At 62.2% G+C, this 4,165-nt stretch carries 4 protein-coding genes; all 4 read left to right on the forward strand.

Annotated elements, in window-relative coordinates; genetic code table 11:
• Nucleotides 1-831, forward strand: an 831-nt coding sequence (locus EOA38_RS29535) for a proton-conducting transporter membrane subunit (RefSeq protein ID WP_281060125.1), incomplete at its 5' end; no start/stop codon positions are given.
• Nucleotides 828-1,082 (forward strand): hypothetical protein, encoded by a 255-nt coding sequence (locus EOA38_RS29540; RefSeq protein WP_127300894.1) that lies wholly within the window; start codon nt 828-830, stop codon nt 1,080-1,082. The genes EOA38_RS29535 and EOA38_RS29540, both read left to right, overlap by 4 nt.
• Nucleotides 1,075-2,835, forward strand: a complete 1,761-nt coding sequence (locus tag EOA38_RS29545; protein ID WP_127300895.1) for a Na(+)/H(+) antiporter subunit D — start codon at nt 1,075-1,077, stop codon at nt 2,833-2,835. Before EOA38_RS29540 ends, EOA38_RS29545 begins: the two co-directional genes overlap by 8 nt.
• Before the next feature lie 8 nt (nt 2,836-2,843).
• Nucleotides 2,844-4,165: NADH-quinone oxidoreductase subunit M (locus EOA38_RS29550; protein ID WP_145966116.1), on the forward strand; the 1,322-nt coding region annotated here is incomplete at its 3' end.

Genomic DNA, 4,165 nt, shown 5'->3' on the forward strand with positions numbered 1-4,165 from the left:
CTGACCATCATCTATTTCTGCTACCTCTTCGGCTTCGCCAAGGCCGCGGTGATGCCGATGCACGCCTGGCTGCCTGCCGCGATGGTGGCACCGACACCGGTCAGCGCGCTCCTGCATGCGGTGGCCGTCGTCAAGATGGGTGTATTCTGCGTGCTGCGCGTGGTGTTCCATGTCTTCGGCGCAGGGCTGGTGGGGGGACTGGGGCTTGGCATCGCTACGGCCTATATCGTCTCGTTCACGATCCTGATGGCGTCCATCTACGCCCTGACGCGGGACGATCTGAAGGCTCGGCTCGCCTATTCGACGGTCAGCCAACTCTCCTACGTCGTGCTGGGCGCGGTTCTGCTGTCACCCGTCGCGATGGTCGGGGGCATCATCCACATCGCGGCGCATGCCTTCTCGAAGATCACGCTGTTTTTCTGCGCCGGTTCGATCTACTGCGCGTCCGGCAAACGCAACATCAGCGACATGGCCGGCATCGGCCGCAGGCTGCCCTGGACGATGGGAGCGTTCTTCGTCGGCTCGCTCAGCATGATCGGCGTGCCGCCCGCGGCGGGCTTCATCAGCAAGTGGTATCTGGCGCTCGGCTCTGCGGAGGCCGGGCAGACCCCGTTCCTTATCGTGCTCCTGATAAGTTCCGTCTTGAACGCCGCCTACTTCCTGCCGATCAGCTATGTCGCCTTCTTCGGGACGGAGGCGCGGGAATGGCCGGCGACCGTTCGTGAAATTCCGATGTTGACGATCCCGCTGGTCGCGACCGCCATCCTGTCGGTGTTGATGGGCATCTTCCCGGACTATTTCCTTGCCCTGGCGGAAAGGATCGTCAGATGATCAAGCGCGTCGTCGATTTCTTTGGCGATCATAGATATGCGACGAGTCGTCGCCGGCTATTCTATCTGGTGCTCGTCCTGGTCGTCGTGGCCGACTTTCTGGTCTTCCGCGACCACGCCGAATACCTGTGGGACCGGTTGCCTGGCTGGTCTGCTTTCTATGGCTTCGGCTCCTGCGTGCTTCTGATCTTCGTGTCCAAGTTTCTTGGCCATCGGTGCGGGCTGATGCGGGGCGAGGACTATTATGACTGACTTCGTCCATCCCGGCCTGCTGTTCATTCTCGGCGCGCTTCCCCTTCCCTTCCTAAGAGGGTCCGTCCGCAAGGCCTATGTGCTGCTGATCCCGACGCTGGCGATCCTCGCCGTGCTGACGATGCATCCCGGCAGCTACGGCGCGGCTCGGTTCATCGGGCAGCAAATCATGATTGCGAAGGTCGACAAGCTAAGTGTCCTCTTCGCCACCGTTTTCAGCATCATGGCATTGATCGGCACGGTCTATGCATTGCATCTGACGCGCGCAGGTCAGCATGTGGCGGCGTTCGTCTATGTCGGCAGCGCGCTCGGCGTCGTGTTCGCCGGCGATTATCTGACCCTGTTCCTTTTCTGGGAAGGTATGACGTTTGCCTCCGCCTACCTGGTCTTTGCCCAGCGCGGCGAGCCGGCATTCCGTGCTGGTTTCCGCTACCTCATGGTCCATGTCACCGGCGGCGTCGTTCTGCTCGGCGGCATCATTCTCCGTGGGTTCGCCACCGGTTCGCTGCTCTTCGGTCCGGTCGAAGGGGGACTGGACTTCGGCACCTGCCTGATCCTTGCCGGGTTCCTGCTCAACGCCGCTGTGCCTCCGCTGAACGCCTGGCTGACCGACGCCTACCCGGAAGCGACCGTCACCGGGGCCGTATTCATGAGCGCCTTCACCACGAAGACCGCTGTCTATGTGCTGGCGCGCGCGTTTCCGGGGACCGATCTTCTCGTCTGGCTCGGCACAGTGATGGCGCTTTACGGGGTCATCTATGCGGTGCTGGAGAACGATTGCCGACGGCTCCTAGCATATCACATCGTCAGCCAGGTCGGCTACATGGTGGCAGGCATCGGCATCGGGACCGAGATGGCGGTGAACGGCGCCGTCAGCCATGCCTTCGCGCATATCCTCTACAAGGCGCTCCTCTTTATGGGTGCGGGTGCGGTGATCCATGTCACGGGGCGGCGCAAGCTCACCGAACTGGGAGGGCTCTACAAAACCATGCCGGTAACGGTTGCGCTCTACATGGTTGGCGCCTTTGCGATCTCGGCATTCCCCTTCTTCTCGGGCTTTGTGACCAAGTCGATGGTGGTGGCCGCTGCCGGACAGGATCATCGCGCGCTGGTGGTGCTGGCGCTGACGATGGCGTCGTCAGGGACCTTCCTGCACACCGGCCTCAAGCTCCCGTACTACATGTTCTTCGGCAAGGACCAGGGACTGGAAGCGCGAGAACCGCCGCGCAACATGCTGGTTGCGATGGGCATGGCGGCCGTGCTCTGCATTGCGATCGGCGTATTCCCCCAGACGCTCTATGCGCTTCTGCCCCATCCGGTCGACTTCGAACCCTACACTGCCGCCCACATCACCGAGAGCCTCGGCGTGCTGATGTTCACCGCCTTGGGCTTCGTCATGTTCCTCAAGGCGCTCGACCCCGAGAATACGATCAGCATCGATACGGACTGGTTCTACCGCATGGGCGCGCGGCACTTCATGTGGCTCGCTGAAAGACCGTTGGCGCGCTACGAGAAGGCGGTGAGCGACGTCTCCGAAACCGCGGCGCTACCCTTCCTGCACGGGGCGGCACGGGCAGGCCTGCGGATCGATCTCCACGGCGTTGACGCACTCGTGAATGGCGTCGCCCGCACGATCCTTCGAGGCGGTGGGCTATTGCGGCGGCTCCAGAGCGGTGTCGTCACCCACTACGCGCTGGCGATGATCGCAGGTGTGATCGCGGCCATCGCGGTATTCGCTGTGGCGTGGCAGTAGAGGGCGCCATGGCGATCCCTCTGCTCAGCCTCATCGTCTTCACGCCAGCCGTCGGGGCAGCAGCGCTGATGTTTATGCGCAACGACGATGTGGTGCGGTGGACGGCACTGGGTGTCACGATCCTCGACTTCGCGCTTTGTATCGCCGTGTTGAGCGGCTTTGACACCTCTACCTACGGGATGCAGTTCACAGAGACGCGCCCATGGGTGCCCACGCTGGGCATCACTTACGCACTTGGCATCGACGGGATCAGCGCGCTCTTCGTGTTCCTGACCGCGCTGTTGGGCTGGATCTGCGTGCTCGCCTCGTGGACTGCGATCGACCGCAAGGTGAAGGAGTTCATGGTCAGCCTGCTGGCAATGCAGGCGCTGATGCTGGGCGTGTTCTGCGCGCTGGACCTGTTCCTGTTCTACGTCTTCTGGGAGGCAATGCTGATTCCCATGTACGTGATCATCGGCATCTGGGGCGGCGACGGCCGGGTCTATGCAGCGTTCAAGTTCTTCCTCTACACACTGGCAGGCAGCCTCATGTTCCTGATCGGTGTCATCGTGCTCTATTTCCACGGTGGCGAGACCTTCGACATCCGCGCCCTGATGGCGCAGGATTTGCCGTTCCAGGTTCAGTCATGGCTGTTCTTCGCCTTCCTGATCGCCTTCGCGGTCAAGGTGCCGATGGTCCCGGTCCATACCTGGCTCCCGGATGCCCATGTGCAGGCACCGACGGCCGGCAGCATCATCCTCGCCGCCGTGCTCCTGAAGATGGGCGCTTACGGATTCCTGCGGTTCTCGCTGCCAATGCTGCCCGCGGCGACGGTGTATTACTCGACGCTGATGCTGGTTCTTTCGGCGGTTGCCATCGTCTATGGCGGGTTGCTCGCCTTGGCGCAGGACGACCTGAAGAAGCTGGTGGCCTATTCCAGCATCAGCCACATGGGCCTGGTGACGCTGGGGATTTTCACGCTGAATCGCCGTGGGGTAGAGGGCGGCATCCTGCAGATGTTCAATCATGGCGTGACGACGGGTGCGTTGTTCCTGTCTGTGGGCCTTATCTACGAGCGGACCCATACCCGCAGCATCGCGGATTATGGCGGGCTGATGAAGGCGGCGCCGGTCTATACGGCGTTTCTTGCACTATTCGCCCTGTCGTCGATGGCGCTGCCGGGAACGAATTCGTTCGTGGGCGAGTTGCTGGTGCTGTCGGGCGCGTTCGCAGCCAACCTCGCTATCGGCGCCGCTGCCGTTCTGGGGGCCTTGCTGGGAGCGGCCTATCTGCTCGGCATGTACAGGAAAGTCGCGCTTGGTCCGGCCAACATCGGCATGCGGTTCAAGAT

Source organism: Mesorhizobium sp. M1E.F.Ca.ET.041.01.1.1, from assembly GCF_003997355.1.
Classification (GTDB): Bacteria; Pseudomonadota; Alphaproteobacteria; order Rhizobiales; family Rhizobiaceae; genus Mesorhizobium.